Here is a 23,916-nt window from a genome sequence, read left to right as displayed (position 1 = left end):
TACTATTGGTTAAACATTCCACCATTGCCATTACCATTTGGTGGAACCTGCATGCCACCGTTACGGAAATTTTGCATCATTTGACCTCGGTCATTATTCTTAAAACTCAAATAACCAATTCCTGCTAAATTAATAATTCCAATTACTAAATTAATAATTAATAAAATAGCTACGACTTTAGGCGAAATTGAGCCAAGCTTAAAATTTGTTTTTGATTTCTTTTCAACTACATTCGTTTCATTTGATTCTAAGTTTTCCATATTTCCCACTCCTTCTAAATTGAATAATTGAATTATGAAATAGAATCCTTAACTTTTTCTTAATAAAAATAAAAAACAAAAAAGAAGCTATTATCGAATAGCTTCTTTCTCAGGCTGTTGAAAAAGTAGACAGCCTTTTATTTTGGCTATTTTCGCAAACTTGTTCTACTAAATAAGTACTATGTCGATTTTCACTCCAGGATGCTCCCTTTCCGTGGGGCGTGAGCTTAGCCTCCTCGGCGAGCCTGCGGGGTCTCACCTTCCTGCTACTCCCACAGGAGTCTCGCACCTTCCGTTACAATCACTTTCTTGCTTTTTAGTGATATTCCTGTAATCCAATATTGAATAGCCAACAAAATGAATAATCTATACTTTATTACCAACTTTCATAAACTACCTAGCATCTACTAAAAAGTTCAAACATACTTTTCATATCTCCTAGAGATAGACCCCATTAGTTTTTAGAGTGAAATGTTATTAAATCAAAAAAAAACGGCAACAAATTAAGATGTTAATTTGCTGCCATTTTTTTGATATTTTATTGTATTCTTCCTGCTAAGAGAACCCGTTCTTATCAAATTGCTTCTTTTATCATTAGGCCAATTTTACTTTACGAACAACTTGAATCTTTACATGTTTTGGAATATCACCTTTAATTATTATTTCTCCATTTGGTAATTGGATTTTTGCACCCCAACCATTTTTAAACTTTTTAATTTTCACTTGCAAAAAACGTATATCAACTAAACCTAAACCCGACTTGTTTTTTATTTCTAATTCTTGTGTCCTAGCATTGCTAATATTATGTAGTAATAGTTTTACTTTTAAAACTGGATCTTCCTCACTTTTTACAATTACATAAGCATTCCCTAATTCATCTTCTTTGAATTGATCGTAGGATACTGAAAAACTTTTTGTACTTAAGTAAATCTCACCTTGATCATTTACCTTGTATACCGGTGAAAACATATGTCTCTTCTCCTTGCTGTTAACTAAATTATGTATAGACAAACAATAAAAAATTGACGTTAAAATAACACATTATTCAAACGTCAACTCTAATAATAGTATGGGCTTAACTACTAAAAAATGCTCTTTCCAATATTTAATTAGTTTAATTAATTTTTTTTTGAATCAATAGACAGATTCCTCTAGTTTAATAATTATTACGGTTAATTGCAATTTTAAAAGACTTTTTTATGCATATTATTTGAAGTTGATATACCAACATTTTTAGTTTAAATAGGCTCTTTTCTTAAAGATTGTTTTAAAAAAGTTTTTTAAAATCAATCTAATAATGAAGAAAATGATTGTAGCGGAAGGTGCGAGACTCCTGTGGGAGTAGCGAGACAGTTGAGACCCCACAGACGCGAATGCGCCGAGGAGGCTCAACGGAAAGCGAGCATCCTAGAGTGGAAATCTAGAAAATCCATTTTTTCTAGAAACAAAGTTTACAAAAAAGACTTAAATCATAAATTTTTCCATCAAAAAATATAGGTCATTTGCATAGAATTTTAACGATAAATATGCTATTGTTCTATTGAATTATTTAAAATTTTTAACAATTATTAATCACAAGAAAATTCATTACTTTATCATGGAAGAAGGAAGTTCAGTTGATTTACAGTAAAGAGGTCGTATTACACAATGAATCACAAAGTATTAAAAATGGAGCTGCTTCAACCATTGCACTTAGTTTATCAACTAATTACTTCATTTTATTTGCAATTGCAATCCTAGGCGCATCTAACTATCAAGTGGGATTAATTTCTTCATTACCTTCTATTGTTGGTATGGCTGCTATGCTACCAGCCGCATTTATGGTAAACAAATTACAGGAAAAGAGAAGATTTACAGCTTATTCAATTTTCTTTACTCGCTTTTTTCTTCTTATAATGGTGTTTCTCCCATTCGTTCATTCTGATCACATTGCGTGGTTCTTTGTTATTTTAATTGCGCTAATGAATTTTCCAGGAACTTTTATGAATTTAAGTTGGCAAGCTTTTATAGGTGACTTAATTCCAGCAGAGCGTAGAAATACATTTTTTGGTCAAAGAAATCGTACACTTACTTTTATAGGGATGATTGTTACATTAATCGCCGGAATAAGTATGAAAGCATTTAGCTCTTCAAATGCTTTTCCATATCAATTACTTTTTTTATTTGCATTCATATTCGGAATGCTTGAACTTTACTATATTCTAAAACACAAAGAGAAAAAAACGGAAGTTCAATTAACTAAACATTACTCCCCTTTCTCGAAACATCTTTTTCAATATAAGCCATATGTTACATTCTTAATTTGTGCATTATTTTTTAATTTTGCTTGGCAAATGGCTTGGTCACTTTTTTCGATTTATCAAATACGATTTGCACACGCTACTGCGTTTTGGATGAGTTTATTTACTGTAAGCAATCAACTTTCTCAAATCGTTAGTTATAACTGGTGGGCAAAAATGGCTAATCGTTATAGCAACACTCAATTATTAATTTGGATTTCTATTGGAATGGCTTCTGCACCAATATTAAATATATTATCTACAAATTATGTTTACTTATTTATTGTAAACTTTTTCTCAGGATTTTTCGTATCGGGTACAATCTTAATTCTGTTTAATAGTTTATTAGAAGCTACTGAGGAAGAGCATCGCACTTCTTATATTGCAAATTATAACTTCTTACTTTCAATTATCGCTTTTATAGCACCACAAGCTGGAGTTTTTTTACTCGAAACATATAGTATGAATTTCGCAATGGTTATTTCAACGATCTTCAGAGGATTGGCTGGTATACTTTTTGGTATAATGGCCTACCGAATGTCTCACTCTAATCAATTAGATTATAAACAAGATAAAATGTCACTTTAATGAGAAGAAGGAGTTCTTAAAAATGAACTCCTTTTTTTGTTTTTGGCTCTATAAAAAAAGATTGTTGATTTCCACCTCAGGATGCTCGCTTTTTGCATTTCTTTCGATTAAACCAAAAAAGAGCCCCATTAGGACTCTACTTAAATTTCTACAGTTTCTGGTAAGTGTTCAACAGGAATTTCATAACATGTAAGCTGGGAGCCTAAAATAATGCTGTTTTCATTAGAAGCTTGTTGCTCTTGACGTTTAGCATGTGCAGCACGGAAAGAATCTGAGTTAACCCAACTTTGAAAGTTCTCCATTGATTCCCAAGTTGTACAAACTCTAATCTCATCATATTCTTCTAAATCCATCGTTTTTAACACTTGCATACGAACAAAACCCTCAAATTTATGGATTCCTTTTGAAACTCTAAAGCGCTCAACTACCGTATCACCGTGTCCTTTTACTACTCGAATCGTATTTGTTGTCATTATCATTTTTTTTAGCCTCCCATTTGTATTAACTTATTTGATTACTTTGCAATACAATCTTGATCACATTCATCTTTTGACTTACAAATATTTCTTTTTGGCGTAAAGAACGGTCTTTCTCCATCATTGTAGATATCAACATCTATGTCAAAAATATCTTGAAACATTTGTTTACAAATAACACACCCCGAATTTCCATCATACTCGATACGACCATTTTTCATAACAATTAGTCGATCACTATACCCGGCTGCTTGATTAATATCATGAAGAACCATTACAATTGTCATACCAAAACGCTCATTTAACATTTGAACGAGTTCCATTACTTCTAATTGATGAGCGATATCTAAAAATGTAGTCGGCTCATCTAATAATAATACACTCGGTCTTTGTGCAATAGCCATCGCAATCCACGCTCTTTGTCTTTCACCACCAGATAATGATTGTAAAAAACGAAATTCATATGACTGTAAATTTGTCACTTCAAGTGCCCAATCAATAATTTTTTCATCCTCATAATCTAATTTTTGAAACCAACCTTTATGAGGATTTCTACCAAATGATACAAGCTCTCTAACAGTCAAATCAAGTTCATTATTATGAACCTGAGGTAGCATCGTTAACTTTTTCGCAATCGCTTGCCTACTTAACGATTTAATTTCATCACCATCTAATAAAACCGAACCTTCATTTGGCTTTAAAAGATTTGATATGACTCTTAACATTGTAGATTTACCTGAACCATTAGGTCCAATCAAACTTACAATTTCACCTTTAGTTATTTCCACATTGATATCTTCAAGTGAAAATGTTTCTGAATGTCTAAAAGCAACCTTATTAGTTAAAAGCACGTGTTTTTCCTCCTTTATTAAGAATATATAAGAAGAATGGTCCACCTAAGAAGGATAGTAAAACACCAACTGGTAATTCGATTGGATCAAACCAGCTTCGTGCAATCGTATCGGAAAACACTAAAAATACGCCTCCGCCAAGTGCAGATAAAGGTAATACATACCTATAGTCATTTCCCACGATCATTCTCATTATATGAGGAATAACAAGTCCTACAAAACCAATTAAGCCAGAAACACTTACAGCTATGCCTGCTAAAAATGTACTAATTAAAATTAGGAAAAATCTGCTACGTTCAACATTATGACCTAAAATTTTGGCTACTTCATCACCCAAGTTAAGAATTTTAATGTGTTTTATTGCAAATAAAGATAAAACTAATGCCGGTAATGCATAAATTGAAACGAGCTTCGCTTGATCCCATGATGCACCTGATATTCCACCAGCCATCCAAGGTAATACTGCTTGAACTCGATCGCTAAATAATAGCATTAATGCACTCATAAACGCGCCAATCACCGAGTTAACTGCAACTCCCACTAAAATTATTCTTGCAGGGGAAGAACCATTTTGCCAAGCAAGTCCGTATATTAACATTGCTGTTACAAACCCACCAGAAAAAGCAGCGATTGGTAGTAATAAAATGTATTGTGGAAGAAGAATCATAATGATAACTGCCATCAATGCAGCTCCTGAAGAAACCCCGATAATACCTGGATCTGCAAGTGGGTTCTTCATCACACCTTGCATGATTGAACCAGAGACTGCTAAGCACATACCAACAACTAATCCAACTATAATTCTAGGTAGTCTCAATTCCCACACAATTGTATGCAACATAGGGTCCTTCGAGCTTGTTAATCCTTCCCACACTTCATGTAAACTAAGCTTAACACTTCCAGTAATTGTGGAATAAAGAGCAACAAGAACAATTGATACTAATAAAAAGATTAAAGCAGATACTCTTTTTTTCGTGTATGGATGTGTTCTATTTTCATTATTTGTAGTTGGTTCAATCTGTGCCTGAGCTACATTAGATTGCCTTTCCATCATAAAACTTCCCCCATTGACAGTAATAAAGGGTGACATGAAATACAGTATGAGTTAAATCTCACGACACCCTATATGTACAATTCATTATTTATTTATTTATTTATTTATTTATTTTTCTTAGCTTTTACTTTTAATAATTCTTTGTTCATGTAATCAAGAGCATCTGTAATTTTAATTCCTGGGTTCGATGCAAATAAATCACTTGGAAGGTAAACAACATTTTTCTTCTTAACGGCGTTTAAGTTTTTCCATGCCCCTGAAGACATCAACTTAACCATTGCTGCTTTTGTTTTCTTAGGATCTGTATGTGTAATCATAAAGATTACATCAGGATTACTTTGAATAATTCTTTCTGTACTTAAATTAGCGTAGCCTGGAAAATCCTTTACTTCAGAAAAGCTTGAAGCAATATTAATTCCACCAGTTTTCTTTAATACATCACCAGAGAATGAACTTGGAAGAGCTACTAGTGAACTTGATCCAGAACCGAAAAGAATAGCAGCTTTTACATTTGTTTTACTCTTACTATATTTTTTTAATTTACTGTCAATTTTCCCAGTTAAAACTTTTGCTTTCGATGTTTTATTTAATACTTTTCCTAATAATGTAACACTTGATTTAATCTCATTTACGGATGCTCCAGAAGTAATAACAACTTTCACTCCAAGTGCCTCTACTTTTTTTATGTTTGCTTTAAAAGCAGTACTTGCGATAACTACATCAGGTTTTACACTTGCAATTTTTTCATAATTTGGAGAGAAAACGGTACCTATTTGTGTAATGTTTTTTAAACTAGGATCTACTGTTGATACAGTTGTTGGGCGACCAACGATTTTTGACCCTAGTGCTTTAACCGTACCAAGATCACCTGAACTTAATACCGCTACCCTTGATGGTGCCTTACTAAATGTAACTGTACGACCTGCAAAATCTTTTACTGTAATTTTCTTGCTTGCTGCTTCTGATACATTCGTATCAAATGCTATTAAACTAAAAGTTAATAAAACGGTTAACATACTTAGTATAAATTTCTTCATGATTATTACTCCTCAACTTATTATTAATGATTATCATTATCAATTACACTCTCTGACTTGATAATAGTTTACATTGAGAACCGTTGTCAATTAGATTTTTTATTTTTTTTTAATACTTCTAATATTTTCTTAATTATATGACTCTATAAAAATGCTTTGTTTATCTTCTGAAAAATTCACTAAGACTCCTCTATCTCCCCCCTGAAATCTCGCTCATTCTGATCCAATCATCTACTTTATTTACAGTTTGTTTTAAAAACAATCTTTTAGAAAAGATCCTTTAGAAAAAAAGCCTAAAATATGTAGCAATTTCACATATAGTCTAAATAATAAAAAAATTGTGTTGAAATTGATAATGATAATTGTTATCATCTGTAGTAGCTTATTAATCATTTTTTAATTTAGAAGCTAATTATTAATTCTCTACTATTCTTAGGAGGTTTGTTATGCAAAAGCAACTTAATATTGATTCGTTAAAGCAAAAGTACTTTGATTTTTTAAATGAATCAAAAACATTTGTCATAAGTACGAAAGATCGTAATGATGATCCATTTATTAGTTACGCCCCATTTGTTAAACATGACGATCGTTTTTATATTTTTATTAGTAAAATTTCTGATCACTATCAATTCATTGAAGCAAACGAGCAGATTCATATCATGCTGCTTGCAGATGAATCAAAATCTCCGAATCTATTTGCGAGGGAACGTGTTCGTTTCCAATGCACTTCTGAAAATGTCGGAAATGAAAATAAAGAAGAGATTTTTGCTAAATTCGAGGAAATTCATGGGGCACCAATGATGAATATGCTACGTAGTATAGATATGTCATTATTTGAACTTACGCCAACTTCTGGACGCTATGTTATAGGCTTTGGTGCAGCTTTCGAAGTTGATTTATCTGGAAATCGATTTGACCATGTTGTTGTAGATAAAAAATAACCTCTAAGATAAAGTAAAATAGATACTCCACTTTCACCTTTAAACTGATTATCGGGAAAGTGGATTTTTTCTTTTTTATTAAATTTATAAAACTGAATATTTTCAAAAAAACAATTGACAATGCTTCTCATTTACATTTATGATTTAATTGAAAATGAGAATCGTTATTAATTACTTTTGATCTTAAATCAATATACACTCTATCTAATTATTTCCGAGGGGAGAATTTTTTTTCAATGAAAATTAAATCAATTATTAATATAGCTACGGTAAGTGCAATTGTTGCAAGTGCCTTTTTAACTGGTAATCCTAGTTCATCAAAGGCTTCAGTTCAAGTATCTAAAGTAGTAAACGAATCGAAAGCACAAATGAAAAAAGCCTACACAACATATAGCACTCCAATCCAAAAGACAGGTAAATTACCTAATAAGGCTACTGTTATTGCTGAATATAACAAAGCAAAAAAACAATATATTACTTCTAAAAAAACTGTTCAAAAATATTCTAAAAGTGCTAAGAAAAAGTATTTAACTGAGTTAAACAGTACATATAAAATGTATATTACAAGTCGAGTTGAACCTTATCTTAATGCTGCTACTTTGTTAGAGACATCTACAAAAATTGAATCAGAATTTAATGAAGCGATACTAAATGAGGACATTGATTCTTTAGAAATCGCACATCAAAAACTAGGAAAATATATAACTTCTAAACAATTTAATACGTATAACAAGGTATTTGATGCAAAAGCAAAAAGAATATTCCTGAAAGAATATATGGAACAAAAAAGTGAATTTAATACGTACAAGTTCGACGTTAGCGTTTCAAATAAATTAGAACAAGTTACTAGTTTTCTAGAAGATGGAGAATTAGCAAAATCGAATGCAGTATTAAAATCAATTAAACCATTATTAAGCCATACTTCAGTATTGTTTAAAAAAGAATTAACAAAAGAATATACTGATTTATTAGAAGTTTACAATGATGCAATCACTCCACCAACTGCTGATCTTGATTATATCGACGCTATTAACGGTAAATTAACTCTTGAATTTGACATTGCTGTAAAATCACTTACAACAAACGATTTAAAAATCTCAGTTATTATTAATGGTGGTACTGAACAAATTATTACGCCTAAAAATATTACACTAAGTGATGATAAAACATCCGCTTTCATTACAATTGATGAATTAAATGCAACTTCAACAGTTCAAAAAGTTGAGTATTCAGTAGAATTTAATGGCGAAAAGCTATCTGCTGACGCTTTTGAAATTCCAGCTGCCCAATAAAATAATTCTAAAAATAAGTCTAAGAGGTTGATATTAAATCAATCTCTTTTTTTATTCCAACTGTATTTTATTAATTTCATATTATTTCATTATTAAACCTTTAATCGCATCATAAATTTGATAATATTAGATTAGTTACTATTAGGAAGGGATCATAAAAATGACAATTACTTATCGATTTTATGAGAGCCATACAGATCTTGAATTGCAATACGATTTTTGGAATAAAATTACGAAATCTTTACCATATGCGTGGAAACCTACTCTATCTCCAAAACTATTTGAATCACAATCAGAATTTAATCCAAAGTCTAGATACTTTGCTTTTGATGGGGAAACATTAATAGGATATATGAGTTTTTCTGGAAAAGGTGAATTCGTTTCTTTAGGTTACCCGTGGGTTTTGCCAGAATATGAGGGTGAAGTTCAAGAAGAATTATTTACGAAAGTATTTAATTTTGCAATTAGCGAAGAATATGGTGGAAAAGTGCTGGCTCAACGATTTAGAGGTCAGTGGGATAAACAAATTAAATATTTTGAGTCAAAGGGCTTTTCGATTACGAGTCAGTCCCAAATTATAGGGGCCCATTATCCAATGTTAATTAAAAACATGCAAGCTATACCTGATTTTTCTTATCAAATTAATGATCAGTTTTCATTTGATCTTTGGAAAGAATTAAAAACAAAACAGCAGGCTTTATCCAATGAACAAATCAATATGATGAATGAATATTATCAATCGATCGAGTTTGATTACGCAGTTGAATGTAAAATAGGAGAACAACTAATCGCTTATTTCGGTGTAACAATCCGTCCAGATACAGCCTATTCAGAAATTCTAGCTGTTGCTTTTGATGAGAAAGCGATTCCATATTTTTATGATTTAATGTCACTAATACACAATGAAAATAATAATCGAAAAGTAAAAATTGTAACCATTTCAAAATCTCATTTACCAAAAGGTATTATTCTAGAAAAATTAGGTTTAACCCCTTTGACTGAAGATGTGATGATGTATAATAGGCAGGGATAAAGAGCTGAAATAATGATGATTCATTCAAAAGAGACTCCGAAATTGTTTAGGAGTCTCTTGCTTTTTGGCTGTTTCCGAAAACTTTCTGCTATTTAATTAGGAGTTTCGTCGATTTCCACTCTAGGTTGCTCGCTTTCCGTGGGGCGTGAGCTGAGCCTCCTCGGGGCAAACCTGCGGGGTCTCACCCTACCCGCTACTCCCGCAGGAGTCTCACACCTTCCGTTCCAATCACTTTCTTTATAACTGGATTAGCATTAAAGAACCTACAAAAAACAAGACCAAAATTATTATTATGGTTCTGCTAATCTTCAAATGATTTATTTTACTAATTATAGCCTTGTTAACTAAGAAAAACCTATTAAATCAAAATAACAGAGCAATTTCAAATGCGAATCGCCCTGCTATTATGGATGTTTTTATATATGTTATTATACCTACGATTACTCTTAAAGAGAACGGTTGAAAATTTTTATAGGAGTCTCTTATTTTACTCAATACTAAAATCTTTACTGATTACTTCAGTTCCATTTATTAGTATTGTAATGGTATGTAAACCTCTATAATGTTTTCTAGTAGATAAATCTTTAAATGAATATACCTTATCGTAAGAAAGTGTTTTTCCTTTTTCGATTGTGTTTTCTGTTATTCTAAATATTTTCTTTGTCCTATTTCCTTTTGCTTTTACAAAGTCAATCGCGTACTCAATTCGAACCTTAGTCATTAACGACTGATCACTCGTTAGATTAAATGAAAAATGTAAGTCCTCACCCAAACATAAATTTTCTGGATAAATTTTAAAGTCATTAATTTGAACAGTTGACTGAGTAACATCAAAACCGAAAATTGCTAATGCTTCCACATTTCCTTTTTTTAATAAAGTTCTACAAGCATGCTTAATGATCCAATTCGTATGCGTATTTTCACCGTACCACTTTTTTGCAATATCCAATACTAGTTTTGGATGATCTTTTGAAATATCATTTAAGTTATTTGCCACACTTTTTCTAACGTATAATGATTCATCTACTTTCAAATTCTCTAAAATTGGAAGTATTGCTGTGGGATCTTCTTTAAAGTGTTTAAGAGCCATTCCCCAAGGTAATCTTGGACGTGAGCCCTCACTTGCAAGTCGTCTCACATGTTCATTTGAATGCTTAGACCATAATAACATTTGCTTCATCATTCGCTCTGAATCTCGGACAATAAATGGTCTAACTGCAAATTCAGAAGTGGAATGTTGAGTGAATAATTCTAAAGCATTTATTGATGTCTCCCAATCTTCTAAACCATATACTTCAACAAAATCTGGAAAGAAGATACATCCTAAATTATTTTTTGGAAATTTATCAACAGTTGTACTTAATATGGTGATTGCTTCCTTATAATTGTCTGGTAATGTTTCCCCTAAACAAATCGTAATTTGTCTCATTCTTTCTTTTAAAGTTTTATCTTCCCAATTTCCGCTGAACACTTTTTCGTAAAATGATTCATTATCGAAAGTTGGGTAAACTTCGCTTATTGCCTTAGCTATTTTCGAGATAAATTCTTCATTATATATATCCTTTAACGCATTAGCCATATCAATTCTCCAATTCAATTATGCATTAATCTAAATAACCTCACCTATTAATGTAATAGGCTGTGAAATAACTTCTTTTAACTCTTTCAATATATCTTCTTCTATAACTGCTAATACACAGGTAGCAGGTCCTGCAGACTTATCTAGTGGAATTGTTTGATGATCAACTAGATGAATCATTTTATTATGCGTTTTCATCAATTCATTTATTTCATATCTTACACCTTTTGAACCAACGGGCAAAACATCAATTACTTTTGAATGATTTGTTAAGTATTTTAATGCGCTAAAATCAATTATCTCATTAAAGTTTGTGTTTAATTCATCTAATACTTCTTGTCCAACCTTCGGGTAACCCACCAATATAATAGAAGCACCTTTCTTTGCTTCCCGTTTATTAATTGGATACTGAATTTCTCCCATCAACGTGACGCCAATCCCTGTTTGTTGTGTAGGTATATTTTCTTCAGTACTTCCCGTTATATTTATTTCTAAAGCTTCATTATAAAATTGAGCTTTATTATAGTCTTTAATTGCTCGATCAATTCCTTTTAATATCCGTTTACCCCTACCTTCCATTTCAACACATAATGTATTAATTAAAACAGTCGGTTTTGCACGGAATGCTAATGTCTCTATAAGACAAACTCTTGTCGTTAAATAACCAACAATTTCTTCCTCAACTTTTACAATATCTAATTCACTCATCCCTATTCCACCACAACTATCACAGGCAATCGTAAAATAACGATTCGAATCAATTTGCAATAAAGTTAAATCTCTATAATTGGATACGCGCACGTTTTATCACCTTCTGAATAATGAATGCTAGAATAATATTTGCTGCCGAAACGATTGTTAATGGGATAACCATTACCTTAAAAAAGCCACTTACTGTAAAAGTTACATCTATATAAGTGATTAAAACTCCACTCAAAAATGTAGCAACTGGACCGTTTAAAATGATTGCGATAATAATAGCGATATATTTGTTCGCTTTTTTAAATAAAATACCATAGATCCAAACGATCGCAAACATCTGGACTGTTATGAATAAATGCATAGGTACGGTAAGTGGAAAACCAGAAGTATATGCAGTTAATATGTGCCCAAGTGCTCCAACAATCCCACCAGCAATTGGCGATATAATCATAGCAGCTAGAAAAGCTGGCATTGAATCAAATGCGATTGAAGAAAAAATCTTAAAATTAGATAATATTGCACTGAGTGCAATAAATAACGAAAGTAAAACAATCCGTTTTGCGTTCAAGTGTCCTCATCCTCTTATTAAAGTTGAATAATATTTTTTAAATAACCAAAACCTTCATTGTGCTCGATTTCAATTATACATCCATTGCTCGTAAAAAATTTCCAAAAATGATTAATATCAAGATTTAATAAGTTTAATAGAATTAACTTAATGATTCCTCCATGCGAAACAATTATTGAGTCCTCATTTTTCCATTTAAGCTCCTCACAAAAAGAACTAATGCGCTCTTCACACATTATTAAACTCTCACCTTTTGGAATTTGAAAATGAATTATATCCTTATTCCATTTATCGAGTATCTCAGGAAATTCATTTATGAGATCATTGTATGTTTTACCTTCAAATAACCCAAAGTTTGTTTCACTCAATCGATTATCTATATGTTTTTCTACACCAATTGACTTTCCAATCTCCTCACTTAGAATCGTACATCTCTGAAGTGGGCTAGAAAAAAGATTATATATGGATTCTTTATCTAGTATTCTCTCAAGCTGATTAACAACAACATGAATTTGTGTTATGCCGTACTCTGTTAATTCATAATCGGTCGATCCAGCGTATACCTTCATTTTATTCCCTATGCTTTCTGTATGCCTGATTAAGATTATTCTCATAATAATTTCCCACCAATTGTAGCAAATAATAGAAAGCATAATTGTGATAGTTCAATCGTAAATCCAATCACGTCACCTGTAATGCCATCAAGCTTTTTATTTATTTTTTTTGTTACCCAAGAAATAAATAAAAGTGAAATACAAACAGAAACGATTATCTCTAATTGGTGAAAAATAATACTACCTACAAAAACAAATAGGATGGAGAAAATTAAAACAAATAGTGATTTCGAATGCTTTGCTTCTATTATAAATTGGTTTCCTAAACCTTCTTTTCTAGCATATGTACTCAATCGGCAAGTCAACAGTGCAACGCATCGTCCCATAAAAGGAAATAAAAAGATAACGAATAAAGAGCTTTTAGTTAAAAGTAACCAATCACCGAGAAACAATATAATTAAAGAAATTACACCAAATGTTCCTACGCGACTATCTTTCATAATCTCTAGTATTCTTTCTTTTGACCTGTGACTAAATATTCCATCACAAGTGTCAGCAACCCCATCAAAATGTAAGCCACCTGTCAAAAACAAATAAATAACTAGAATTAAAAATGCACAAATCTCTCTGTCTATAAACAACGAAAAGATCCCACTACTAATCCCCAGTAAAATACCAAATAGTACCCCAACTAAAGGGACCATTCGTATTCCTTTACCTAGCTCAGTTTCGATAAACTGATAATTCTTTACTGGAATGGTTGAAAAGAAACTTAGGATCATTTTAAATCGATTCATAAATAGTTCTCCTATTTTATTCTTAATGGTATTCCAGCTGTTACTAATACAACTTCTGTTGCTTTTGATGCGATCAATTGATTCATTCGCCCAGCGATATCTCTAAATATAGCTCCTAGACGATAGGAAGGTACAAGTCCGTAACCAACCTCATTTGAAACGATTACCAGCTTTTTATCATTTCGATGACAAATAGTAATTAGCTGAATGATTTCCTTTTCTATTTCGTTTTCTAAATGAACAATCTGATCATTTGTGATTGAGTCAAAATCAGTATAAAAATCAAACATAAGATTTGTAATCATAATCGTAATACAATCAACTAAAAGTATTTCGGCTTGGTTGAATTTTTCGTTTCCTTCTAACTTATGGAAATGTTTATACTGCTCAAGTGTGTGCCATTCTTTTGAACGATCTTCTCGATGACGTTTTATGCGATTTTCCATATCTTCATCTGTCGGAATAGCAGTCGCAATATAAATGACATCATTTGAAGAAGTTTGCATTTCTTTTACTCGTTTTTCAGCATAGGAACTCTTTCCACTCCTCGCTCCCCCAATAACAAATATCAATCTTTTCACCTCTTTACTTAACCTTTTTCTCCAATTATGTATAAAAATAGTAGCAAAACTATCATTAAAATCGATGAACCAAATACTTTTTTCAAACTTGGTCTTGGCCCATCATTTAAAACTTTTATGCCCAGAGGGACAAGCGAAATACATAATCCCAATAGAGCAATTATAGAAAAATTTGTTGTACCTTTAAGTACACCAAGAGGAAGTGCAGACATTACTCCTAATGATATCGACCTGATCACCCCTAGTACTTTCCCTAGATAAGCCCCAATAGCAAGTATAATCCAACCAAACAAGATCATTGGAGAAAAGCTATGAAAAATGTGAAATGAGCCATAAGATTTTGCAATAACATTTGTAGCGGTTTTTAAATCTTGAATTTTCACCATCTGAAAGGCAAGATGGTCAACACCCGCATGAAATGTACGAGCGAACAGACCAAATATGGCAAAGCTTCCACCCCACAGTGCTAATGTAGGTCTATTCATACCAATTAATCTACTTAGTGTGATAACTGCAGGCCACATTATAACATTACCTGCTATAAAGAAACTATAAGATAGAAATATGATAGAAGGGTGGTCATTATAAGCAGCAAGCTGGTCCGGGAAGAAAAAATAAAATTCACTTCTCAATACAACTCCAATCAGTAGAAAAATCGGACCTAAAATCAGGGCAATTCCACCAAGCCAACGACCAGGAAACCAGAATTCTGTATACTTTTCAATTGCAGGCTTATTATCTTTCATTAACGATCTCCTCACAGAAACGAGTGTTTATTTTAATTATTATTTCGAATGAACGAAATTACAATATTATTTTGAACTAAATAAAATATAAATGACCCCAATTCAAAATTGGGATCATCGATTGTTATTCGATACTATTCAATATCATTATCTTTTATAAGATTCACTTCCTAAAATGTTAACATTTACTTTTATATCTTTAATTGATCCCAGATTCAGCGCATTGAGTGTTTCAGAATTCCACTCTTTTGGACTAAATCGATAAGGTTTTTCAGATAGATTGAGAAGATCCGCATGAAGTTCTTCTCCCTTTTTTATTGTTTTAATAATTTCACTTTTAATTTTTTTATTTAATTTAGACTTAATCGCCTTTCTACTGATTCCATTTTCATTCTGTATTATTGCCACATTTGTTTTTACATTGATAGTATATTTCGGCTTTTTTCCTCCATGTATAACTTTAACCGATGCTTTTGAAGTTCTTACTTCTAAATTCACTTTATCTTTTTCAAGTAGAAGCGGCATACTATAATTCTTTTGTTCGAACCAGTTCAGTGATTTTACGTCCTTTACCTTTACATGTCCTTTATACTTTTGTTGTGCAATGACATACGCACCATTAATAATTGCGATCTTGTCTTCAACTTTTTCTTTAAAATTTTTATTATCAATATCCAGTGACGGAATCAACAGCGTACCAACAGGCTGAGTATATCTTGAAATTAATTGGTGGAATTTCATATTTAATAAAATAAGACTACCTCTACTCCTTTCTTCTGGATTAGTAACAACTGTATATAAATAGGGTAAATTAAAAAAACTTTTGCTGGTGAAAATATCTTTTATATCCTTGTCGGTTCCATAAATCCACATTGTATATCTTAATAACCGTTTTCCATTGATAAAGGAATTGATAGCTTGCATTTTCCCTTCAATGATACTCTTACCTAAGATTATGCTATTGACATGGCCATAATATAATGGAATTGCTGACTTTGATTCCAACTTATTAAATGCAGACTGGATACTTTTCCCTGAGGCTTGCCCAATTAAAGGATCAGGTGCTTCTTGTAATGCACCACCCTCTTGTTTCGCAATGTTTGAAAAATTAAGTGCTTGAATCGTAACTACAAACATATCATCTTTAAAATCAATTCCTATATTCGTCACAAGTGTTTGGTCTATTATCGTTCGTTCTCCCCAACATCCCGTCAATAGTAAAAGTTGAAAGATAATTAGTATGATTACTACAAATTTTTTCATCCTATTTATCACTCCTTCTGACGGTCTTCGTCAATTGGATGAAGTGATTGATTTCGTTTTTTCTTAAACTTTTGTGGCAACTTAATAACTACATTTAAGAAGTCTGATTTACTTGGGGTAGACAATAATGTTACATATGGTTGACCAAAGCTTTCTAAAGAAGCCATCATCGTAATGATTAAGAAAAAACTAGTAAAAAAGCCAATTAATCCTAATATAGAAGAAATAAATAAAACAATAAATCGAAGGATTACAATATTTCCTGAAATATTTTGGTTAATTAGCGTATAACCTGAAATAACTGTTAATGCTACTATAACTAACATAGAAGGTGAAGTTAAACCAGCACGTATTGCTGCATCACCAATAAATAATCCCCCTAAAACGGCAACTGTTTGACCTACTGCCTTCGGTAAACGTATACCTGCTTCTTTAAATAATTCAAAAAACGACAGCATTAAGTATGCTTCTAACGGGGCAGAAAATGGTAAACCATTTCTTGCAACACCAATAGTAGCAAGTAACGGGTAAGGTATTTGGTCAAGATGGAATGTCACCAGTGCAATATAAAACCCCGGTAAAAAAATTGTCGTTAAAATTGCTGTAATTCTTAAGTAACGAACAAGATTTAAATAATAAAAACTCGCATGAATGTCTTCTGGAGAATAAATTAACTGATTTATGTTTGTTGGACCAATTAAACAAGTTGGATTACCGTCGACTATAATTGCAAATCGTCCTTGATTTAGTGACTGGACAACAAAATCTGGTCTGCCGATATTATCTAATAACGGAAAAATTGAAAAAGGTTGGTCATATAATATCTCCTCAATTTCATAACTACTAACAATGACATCTTTTTTTATCGAGCTTAAGCGTTGTTGAACAGTTGATAAAATTGAAGGATTAATAATATCTTCAATATAAACTAACAACACTTTCGTTCTACTTCGATCCCCGATTGTATATTCAACACTTTTTAAAGTGGAAGTTTTTAATCGTTGACGGATTAGTGCCATATTATCTGAAATATTTTCGATAAACCCATCCCGAGGTCCTCGAATTGAATTTTCTAAATTAGATTCTTCAGGATTTCTCTTTGGAGGACTAGCTGTTTGAATAAAAAAAATGTCATTTAAATAGGAACTAAATATGACTAGATTTCCTGAAAATAAATTTTCTTCAACCTCTATTTTTATCTTTGATTCTTCTTTTAATTTTTTCGTTTCAACTAGATTTGTTAGTATTTCAAAATTTAATTTTTCTTCTTTATGTATGACATCAAAGATATCTGCGATAATTTGATTACAATATTGATTATCAACTAAATTTGGGCAATACATCACTTTAATAAAATGTAATGTATCCCCTTCATTATATGATTTTGTTCGAAACAAAATATCTGATGAATAACTAAATGATTCTAGAAACTCTATTAGATTTAAGTTATTAAGTGCAGTTGTTTCTTGAGTCATGTTGAATCACCTCTTAGTTTCGACATAATCAATAGTAATAGCATCGTACATAGTAAAAAGATTAAGTTGATTGGAAAAAAATAGTTCTGTAAAAAATAAAAAAAGGCAGTTGCATTCCATGGAATCAATACCCCTACTAGTAAAAATAAGGAAAGTATTGGTAATACCCATTGTTTACGTCCACTATAGTTAACTATGTAATTTGCAATAAATAAATCTAAGCTAGTGCGTATGAATGCTCCTGACAACCACTGAAAAATAGAGAGAAAATCCAGCCTTGTTATATATTTTCCAAAAGTTAATATCTTCCATTGTTCATATACTGGATTTCTCATTTTTTCTGCTTCATCAGATCCAAATTCAACAATTGCTCCTGTAAGAGGGCCTAAAATCAACATTAATAATATAATGCTAACTATCATTAACCATTTTGCTTTTAATTTATCACTGACGAATGAAGTCAAAAATAGAATGAAAATGATTTCAAAAAAACCTGAGCATGTGAAAATAAAACCTTTAAAATAATCATGATATCCATTTTCGAAAATAGGAAATAGTAAACTATAATTTTTATTTTTGCCATTCCCTATCCCTACTAAAAATCCAAAGAAGACAACTAGTGGTAGAACAAGAAATGCAGTTGTACTAATTGTGCGAATCCCTTTATGTGCGGCATAGAAAGAAATCAATATTAGCAAAAAAACAACTACAAAATTTGGTATGTCTTGTGTGTAGTTAGTATTTGCCCAAATAAGTGAAAATCGAAGAGAAATAAAAGCTGACAATAAAAAATAGATAACAAAAATAGATGAAATTATGATGGAGATCGGCCTATTAAATACTTTATACATTAAAGACATAACATCTTCATTTTTAAATTTCTTATACAAATAGAAAACTAAAGTAGTCCAAATTAGAAAAGGTAAAACGCTCGTAACCACTGTTACCCAAGAGTCTCTATGTGAAGATGTTAATAAACTAGGGACAATAAACACATGTAACATAAATCCAGTCGACATAATTAGTAATATATATATATGAAGAGATTGAATGACCTTGTTATTCATAAAAAACTCCTTGCCTATCCTTTATTCAATTAAGTTAACCTGATTACCAATCGTTTATGTATAAAATTCCCAATTTCAATAATAGGATTTACAAATAAAAACCTTCTCCCAAATACAGTTGGGAGAAGGTTGCATCTAAATATGTTTTGTTCTTTACCTTAATTCTTCCTTTACTACTTCAGTCCTAATGCTGTTAAGATACTGTCTAAAGTAGCCCCTTTATACGAGTTCTTAGCTTTAGGAGCATTTGAAACAGTCGGATTTTGTAGTCCAAAGTTTTTAACAATGTAATCCATATCCTTTTTATCAACTACTTTATCGAAGTTCAAATCAGCAGAAGCTTTATTTGTTCCCCAATATGTCTGAACAGCTAATGCATCTAATACATCGATAACAGCATCTTTATTTACATCGCCTGCCGCTGCTGTAGATAAACTATATCTATACCACTTACCGAGTATTTCCCCTCGAACCTCATCAGATAAAACAACTTGCTGATTCATCGTAAAATGTCCAGGTACATCTACTTTTAATGTATAGGCTTTTTTATCTGGTTTTAATCCATCAGCATTATATGAACCATATTTATCAGTAATTGGCACTTCAACAACTGTTTTTCCATCGTACGAAGTAACTGTTACTTTTGCGTTAGCTTTACTTAAATCAATAGCATAATTCGTATCACCAGTAACTGGATCCTTTCCACCTTCAACTTGTATTGCTCCTTGTATTCTTGAAGAAGCTGGCTCAACTTTATAACTTTCCATATAAGTATAGATATTTGTCGTCTCTACATTTGCTTGATCAATTGTAGATGCACTCATACCATACCAATAAGGGCTATCCTTCGTATATTTGTTGTCTGTTTTTAGATCGAAATTAAATAATGGTAAATCTTCTGGTAATTCTTTATTCCCTAAATAAGTAAATGTAAATGTATAATTCGTTGGTGAAGTTTCTACACTAACCTTCGCATCGCCATATTTTTTAACTACGTCATTTACAATAACATTCTCAATTGAAGCATAATTATAGTTTTTCATCGTAATTTTAGTTGATTTTAACTTTTTCACATTATTCGAACGAACAGTAAAGTTAACAGCATCACCTGTATTAACGATTTTTTTATTTGATTTTAAATAGTAATATGGTAGATTTTGATCCACAAATACGACTCTTAACATACTACTAGCATTAGCGGTGAAGTTTCTCGCCGCATCAAATCCATAAAACTGCACTTGCATCGGTGCAGATTGTTTTCTAACTAAAATTTGATCTTTATAATCTCCGTTTTTATCAGTTTTAATTGGATTTGCCGGAAACGGACTATTATAAAATGAGACAACAGAATTGCTAGATTGATCTACTGATAGACCTAAGCGACTAGCTTCTTCAGTTTCTTGGTCATTTAAATTAATATTAAAGTCATATAAAAATTCATCTTTAGAATCAAATTGACTATCATTATATTCAATTACTTTTTGGTCTAATGAATCAAAACTAGACGTCATAGTTGGTGCTGCTAAATCGTAGATAAAATCCGATACTTTAGAGAATGTTCTTCCTTGTTCATTCGTTCCAACCATTTTTAGTTGATAATGACCTGGTTGCGCAAATTTTGGTTCATTGCTAATTGGATTTTTCGAGTCACCTGTGAATGGATAGTAAATTGTATTAAATCCTCTTCCAATAAAGTATAACTGGTTTTCGAATAACGTGATTGGGGTAAATGAGCCGACTAAACCAATGTCTTCACCTGTAATTGGATCATGTAATAATACATCCAATGTCTTCATTTCAGATTTTAGAGAGAATTCAAAACCAAGAAACGGAAATGCATTTGCTGGCCATGATGTATCAGTTGAAAACGTCGGATCTGCTTTAAAGAAATCAATTCCTTCATTGACTACTCGACCACCAAACGGAACTTGATATTGCTCTGTTGAATCTGCATTATTCGTAAACGTAATATACCCTTCGTATGTTCCTTTATCTGCAGTTTTAGGGATGTTGAATTTAAAATTTATTGATTTTGAGCTAATTCCATTTACCTTTACTGAAGCAGGACCATCTAACGTTACATTGTTTTTTGCTGCATCTAATGATCCCCGAATGCCTGTCTGGAATTTAACATCTACTTTAAAAGTTTTCGCTTTTTCACTACGATTTTTTAACGTAACATTTCGTGATTCTGATACATCTTGATCATCAAATCCAAAAGAACCAAAGCTAATTCCACCGGTTAATTCTTTAATCATTTTTTGTTTTCCATTTATAATAGTTGGTGTTTTGTCAACTACCTGTAATTCAACATTTGAGTGAATTGCTTCATATGCATCAACTCGACCACTTCCTACTTCAAATACACTATAGTCTTTAGATAATGGATCAGCTGTATTCATTAAAATTGATTTAACATCAGCAGGTTCAAGATCTTTATTTGATTGAAGTAATAATGCTGATACACCAGCTACATATGGAGTAGCCATCGAAGTTCCGGATAAACGTGCGTATGCATACTTGTAATCCTCAGGTTTTGATCCGTCTACAGTTTTATCGTTCACATAAAATGGAACTGTTGCAAGAATCGAAACACCAGGAGCTGTTACTTCAGGTTTAATATCATAATTCACTTTCGATGGACCTCTTGAACTAAATGCTGCTAATTCATCAGACGCTGTTTGAATTTTTTTATAATCACCGAATGTGAAATCTGTTTTACCAGCCTTAATTGCAGTTGAAATCTCTAATCCCTCTTCAAAGGAAACTGAAAAAGAAGGAATGGCTTCCATTGATTCACCTAAAAATGCTTGGATTGCTCCTTCTGCTTTGTTTACTTCATCATTAGCCATGATCACACCTACAGCACCTTGAGCTTTTGCATAAGCAACTTTAGAATCTAAAGTATAAACGCCTCTGTTCATGAATACGATTTTGCCTTTTACATCTTTACCTTTATAGCCAGTTGGATCTCCCAGCCCGACATCAACAATTTGAATCGTTTTCTCCTTTAGTGCTGATAAGTCGTCTTTATAATTTTTCGTTAATTGTCTTAAATTATAATTTTTACCATCTTGTAAACCAGAATATTGATAAATATCAATAGCAATAGATGAAGCACCAACAGTTAATGCTAATGCAGCAGAACCTGGAGAACCAAGTGTCCACATTTTATCACCGGCATTACCTGCAGCTACAACTGTCGTAACACCACTTAAAACCGCATTGTTTACAGCAATTGAGGTAGCGTAAAGTGGATCATTTAATGTTGCACCAAGTGACATGTTAATGACATCCATTCCATCTTGGACTGCTTTATCGATTCCTGCAATGATGTCTTCACTCGTACCACCACCACCTGGGCCAAGCACTCGATAAGCATATAAATCTGCTTCCGGAGCTGCACCGACATTTGAATATTCACTATCTAGTACTCCACGTCCCCCTATAATTCCCGCTACGTGAGTACCGTGTTCTGTATAATAGTCCGCACCATTCGCTGACCCTGGTTTACCAGCCTTTACCCAATCAGCATATGTAGTTTCCATTGGATCATTATCGTCACCTACAAAATCATATCCGCCTTTATAAGCATCCTTTAAATCTGGATGATTATAATCCATACCAGTATCTAAAATACCAATCTTAATACCTTTACCTGTATACCCTTCAGCATGTAAACGATCTAATTGATCATATGGAGAATAATTTGCAACATTAAACTCATCCGCTTTTAATTCTTCGTTTTTAATTGCTTCTGTAGGTGGATCGATTGAAAACTTCTCATTACTCCATACTGTTTTTACTGCTTTTGATTTTAAAAGATTTTCAATTTGGTTAGCTGGTAGAGTCATTGAAACGCCATTAAAGGCATTTTTATATGAACGTTGAATTTTATAATCTACTTTTTTACTATTATCAGCTTTTAAAAGTTGTCCAACCTCATTTGAAAAAGTCTCATGATCTTGATCAACTAATTTCGAAGCTTCTGCTTTAGTCAAAGTTTTTCCTTCAGCACTTGCCTCAATTTGTGCAACTTTGGCAGGTTTATTTGCAAACTCAACAATAATATTTGTTTGGCTAGAAGAGGTTAAATCAATATCAGAAGATAATTGAAGTCCAGTTTCTTCATTTGTAGAAAGTTGCTTTAGAGCTGCCCTTTGCTCTGAAGAAAGACTTGCTAGAATATCCTCTACTTTTTGGGGGCTTGCTGCTTTAGAAACGTTTGATACTTGTCCAAGTGAGCCTAGTATAAAACTTGATGTTAAAGCTAAAACCGTAAAGCTTTTTACAAACTTACTATTTTCTACTTTTTTCCCCATTCTTCTTCCTCCTTGTCCATTTTTAATAGCTAAATAGATAGTCCTCACTACTAAAAACAGATTATAAGTATCGCTTTTTATAATGACTTTCTTTTTTTCAAACAAACTATCGCTTGTATACTTCTTATTATTAAGAATATTTGGCATATAAACAATTGGGTTATTAAAATCGTAATCTATAACAGTTATGATCCCTTTTTAGTGAATTTCGACGAATTTCTACATTAATTACAACAAAAATAAACCAATTTCTATCTTTTTTTAAAATAGTATAATCGTAATTAATTAAAGTAGATTTAAATAATTTTCTTTAATTGTTAGACTTTAGCAAAATTAAATCAAAAAAATGGCTCTTTTTTAAAAGATTGTTGTTTTAAAAAGGCTTATTAAAAAGCATAAAATTGAAAAGAAGTTGATTGGATTGAATATGCGAGACTCCTGTGGGAGTAGC

Annotated in this window: 21 protein-coding genes; 4 read left to right on the top strand and 17 right to left on the bottom strand. The window is 31.9% G+C overall.

Annotated features, from left to right (window positions below; translation table 11 throughout):
* Window positions 1-2: 2 nt before the first annotated feature.
* Both B7R65_RS07940 and B7R65_RS07935 read right to left on the bottom strand, forming a co-directional pair.
* Complete coding sequence (locus tag B7R65_RS07940; RefSeq protein WP_088042233.1) at window positions 3-260, bottom strand: hypothetical protein; 258 nt, start codon at window positions 258-260, stop codon at window positions 3-5.
* 594 nt (window positions 261-854) lie between these two features.
* Window positions 855-1,229 carry a hypothetical protein gene (locus B7R65_RS07935; protein ID WP_088042232.1) on the bottom strand — a complete coding sequence of 125 codons (375 nt, stop codon included), beginning with the start codon at window positions 1,227-1,229 and terminating at the stop codon, window positions 855-857.
* A gap of 647 nt (window positions 1,230-1,876) precedes the next feature.
* Here B7R65_RS07935 and B7R65_RS07930 point away from each other — a divergent pair.
* Window positions 1,877-3,127 (top strand): MFS transporter, encoded by a 1,251-nt coding sequence (locus tag B7R65_RS07930; RefSeq protein WP_256941212.1) that lies wholly within the window; start codon window positions 1,877-1,879, stop codon window positions 3,125-3,127.
* Window positions 3,128-3,267: 140 nt separating this feature from the next.
* On the opposite strand, the gene B7R65_RS07925 is transcribed toward B7R65_RS07930, so the two are convergent.
* The 4 genes from B7R65_RS07925 to B7R65_RS07910 all read right to left on the bottom strand — a co-directional run bounded on the left by B7R65_RS07925 (window position 3,268) and on the right by B7R65_RS07910 (window position 6,545).
* Window positions 3,268-3,606 (bottom strand): antibiotic biosynthesis monooxygenase, encoded by a 339-nt coding sequence (locus B7R65_RS07925; protein ID WP_088042231.1) that lies wholly within the window; start codon window positions 3,604-3,606, stop codon window positions 3,268-3,270.
* 35 nt (window positions 3,607-3,641) lie between these two features.
* Entirely contained in the window at window positions 3,642-4,454 is an 813-nt protein-coding gene (locus tag B7R65_RS07920; RefSeq protein ID WP_088042230.1) for an ABC transporter ATP-binding protein, read from the bottom strand.
* Window positions 4,441-5,472 carry a FecCD family ABC transporter permease gene (locus B7R65_RS07915; protein ID WP_373419560.1) on the bottom strand — a complete coding sequence of 344 codons (1,032 nt, stop codon included), beginning with the start codon at window positions 5,470-5,472 and terminating at the stop codon, window positions 4,441-4,443. The genes B7R65_RS07920 and B7R65_RS07915 overlap by 14 nt, the downstream gene beginning before the upstream one ends.
* A 140-nt stretch (window positions 5,473-5,612) precedes the next feature.
* Window positions 5,613-6,545: an ABC transporter substrate-binding protein gene (locus tag B7R65_RS07910; protein ID WP_088042229.1), complete on the bottom strand. Its 933-nt coding sequence runs from the start codon at window positions 6,543-6,545 to the stop codon at window positions 5,613-5,615.
* A 446-nt stretch (window positions 6,546-6,991) separates the two neighbouring features.
* Between B7R65_RS07910 and B7R65_RS07905 the strand changes: the two genes are divergently transcribed.
* The 3 genes from B7R65_RS07905 (at window position 6,992) to B7R65_RS07895 (ending at window position 9,811) form a co-directional block, all read left to right on the top strand.
* A complete protein-coding gene (locus B7R65_RS07905; protein ID WP_088042228.1) occupies window positions 6,992-7,486 on the top strand; it encodes a HugZ family pyridoxamine 5'-phosphate oxidase in 495 nt (164 codons plus the stop codon).
* Window positions 7,487-7,722: 236 nt separating this feature from the next.
* The gene (locus tag B7R65_RS07900) at window positions 7,723-8,778 is read left to right on the top strand and encodes a Surface layer protein (RefSeq protein ID WP_088042227.1); all 1,056 of its coding nucleotides are present in this window, start codon (window positions 7,723-7,725) and stop codon (window positions 8,776-8,778) included.
* 160 nt (window positions 8,779-8,938) lie between these two features.
* A complete protein-coding gene (locus tag B7R65_RS07895) occupies window positions 8,939-9,811 on the top strand; it encodes a hypothetical protein (protein ID WP_088042226.1) in 873 nt (290 codons plus the stop codon).
* 487 nt (window positions 9,812-10,298) lie between these two features.
* Here the strand turns inward: B7R65_RS07895 and B7R65_RS07890 are convergent, their stop codons facing one another.
* The 11 genes from B7R65_RS07890 to B7R65_RS07840 all read right to left on the bottom strand — a co-directional run bounded on the left by B7R65_RS07890 (window position 10,299) and on the right by B7R65_RS07840 (window position 23,465).
* Complete coding sequence (locus tag B7R65_RS07890; protein WP_088042225.1) at window positions 10,299-11,390, bottom strand: DNA alkylation repair protein; 1,092 nt, start codon at window positions 11,388-11,390, stop codon at window positions 10,299-10,301.
* A gap of 30 nt (window positions 11,391-11,420) precedes the next feature.
* The gene (locus B7R65_RS07885) at window positions 11,421-12,191 is read right to left on the bottom strand and encodes a hypothetical protein (protein WP_088042224.1); all 771 of its coding nucleotides are present in this window, start codon (window positions 12,189-12,191) and stop codon (window positions 11,421-11,423) included.
* Entirely contained in the window at window positions 12,172-12,660 is a 489-nt protein-coding gene (locus tag B7R65_RS07880; protein ID WP_088042223.1) for an ECF transporter S component, read from the bottom strand. The genes B7R65_RS07885 and B7R65_RS07880 overlap by 20 nt, the downstream gene beginning before the upstream one ends.
* A gap of 17 nt (window positions 12,661-12,677) precedes the next feature.
* Window positions 12,678-13,274 (bottom strand): histidine phosphatase family protein, encoded by a 597-nt coding sequence (locus B7R65_RS07875; RefSeq protein WP_179194806.1) that lies wholly within the window; start codon window positions 13,272-13,274, stop codon window positions 12,678-12,680.
* The gene (cobS, locus tag B7R65_RS07870; protein ID WP_088042221.1) at window positions 13,271-14,011 is read right to left on the bottom strand and encodes an adenosylcobinamide-GDP ribazoletransferase; all 741 of its coding nucleotides are present in this window, start codon (window positions 14,009-14,011) and stop codon (window positions 13,271-13,273) included. The genes B7R65_RS07875 and cobS overlap by 4 nt, the downstream gene beginning before the upstream one ends.
* Window positions 14,012-14,022: 11 nt before the next feature.
* Window positions 14,023-14,583, bottom strand: coding sequence for a bifunctional adenosylcobinamide kinase/adenosylcobinamide-phosphate guanylyltransferase (cobU, locus tag B7R65_RS07865; protein WP_218780410.1), 561 nt, complete (start codon window positions 14,581-14,583; stop codon window positions 14,023-14,025).
* 17 nt (window positions 14,584-14,600) lie between these two features.
* Window positions 14,601-15,338 carry a hypothetical protein gene (locus tag B7R65_RS07860; protein ID WP_088042219.1) on the bottom strand — a complete coding sequence of 246 codons (738 nt, stop codon included), beginning with the start codon at window positions 15,336-15,338 and terminating at the stop codon, window positions 14,601-14,603.
* Between the two features lie 147 nt (window positions 15,339-15,485).
* Window positions 15,486-16,601, bottom strand: coding sequence for a Ger(x)C family spore germination protein (locus tag B7R65_RS07855; RefSeq protein ID WP_088042218.1), 1,116 nt, complete (start codon window positions 16,599-16,601; stop codon window positions 15,486-15,488).
* Window positions 16,602-16,609: 8 nt separating this feature from the next.
* Window positions 16,610-18,076, bottom strand: a complete 1,467-nt coding sequence (locus B7R65_RS07850; protein ID WP_088042217.1) for a spore germination protein — start codon at window positions 18,074-18,076, stop codon at window positions 16,610-16,612.
* On the bottom strand, window positions 18,073-19,143 hold the full coding sequence (locus B7R65_RS07845) for a GerAB/ArcD/ProY family transporter (protein ID WP_088042216.1): 1,071 nt from the start codon (window positions 19,141-19,143) through the stop codon (window positions 18,073-18,075). Before B7R65_RS07845 ends, B7R65_RS07850 begins: the two co-directional genes overlap by 4 nt.
* A gap of 173 nt (window positions 19,144-19,316) precedes the next feature.
* On the bottom strand, window positions 19,317-23,465 hold the full coding sequence (locus B7R65_RS07840) for a S8 family serine peptidase (protein ID WP_088042215.1): 4,149 nt from the start codon (window positions 23,463-23,465) through the stop codon (window positions 19,317-19,319).
* Between the last annotated feature and the right edge of the window lie 451 nt (window positions 23,466-23,916).

Source organism: Bacillus sp. EAC (assembly GCF_002156875.1).
GTDB lineage: Bacteria > Bacillota > Bacilli > Bacillales > Bacillaceae_G > Gottfriedia.
Note: the sequence above shows the minus strand (reverse complement) of the source record. Positions and strands in the feature narration are given on the sequence as shown.